The 1,002-nt window shown below is 67.6% G+C and carries 1 protein-coding gene; it reads left to right on the top strand.

Translation table 11 applies throughout. The features are described from left to right. Positions 1–307 precede the first annotated feature (307 nt). Positions 308–859 carry a 6-phosphogluconolactonase gene (locus JCM19049_RS15310; protein WP_279403358.1) on the top strand — a complete coding sequence of 184 codons (552 nt, stop codon included), beginning with the start codon at positions 308–310 and terminating at the stop codon, positions 857–859. The last annotated feature ends 143 nt before the right edge of the window (positions 860–1,002 follow it).

The following is a 1,002-nucleotide window of genomic DNA, read 5'->3' as shown; positions in this document are numbered from 1 at the left end:
CCGGCCCCCGGCGGCAGCCGGGCTCCCCCGCGGCGTCCGGCCGGGGCGAAACCTCGGGACGAACCGGGCTCTGGCAGGGAAAAACTTGGACAGAACCGCACCTCCCGGCACGGGCCGAACCACCGAGCGCGGACGGAAAAGAACGGTGCAACCCGCACACCCCATGGGGTGCCCCCACGGGCAGGACAAGGGTCTGGCGGCAGAAAACGCGACGTCGCCACCACCGAAAAACCCGTAACATTATTGGTAATGGGTTCAGTGCGTGCCAGGCACGCAAGGTGCTGGGGACACCGTCGTCTCGGGAACCTTGGACGCACAATCATTCGTCGGACATGACGCTTTCGTCACCAAGTTTCAAAGGAAGAACGCATTGAAGGTACTCATCGGTTCCTCCCCTGACGAGGTTGCACGCCTCGCCGCCACCGCCGTCCTTGAGGGTTTCCAGCGCTATGCCAGCGACCGGGCCCCGGTCCTCGGGCTGGCCACCGGTTCCTCTCCGCTGGGCCTGTACAGCGAACTGGCCGACTACGTTGCCAAGGGCGAATTAGACCTGTCCCAGGCCACGGGCTTCGCCCTGGATGAGTACGTGGGTCTGCCCTCCGACCACGTGCAGTCCTACCGCCAGACCCTGATCCGCGAGGTCTGCCAGGTGATGGGCCTGCCGGAGCAGAACCTGAACGTGCCGCTGGGCGATGCCGAGTCCCTGGATGTGCTGGAGGAAGCGGCCACCGCCTACGACGCGACCATCGCCGCCGCCGGCGGGGTGGATGTGCAGATCCTGGGCATCGGCTCCAACGGGCACATCGGTTCAACGAGCCGGGCACCGCCCTGCGCAGCCGCACCCACGTCACCCGGCTGACCGCCCGCACCCGCTCGGACAATGCCCGCTTCTTCGGGTCGCTCGATGAGGTCCCCACACACAGCGTCACCCAGGGGCTGGGCACCGTGCTGGACGCCCGCCGCCTGGTCCTGGTGGCCACTGGACGGGTCAAGGCCGGCGCC

It is taken from the genome of Arthrobacter sp. JCM 19049, assembly GCF_001310435.1.
Note: the sequence above shows the minus strand (reverse complement) of the source record. Positions and strands in the feature narration are given on the sequence as shown.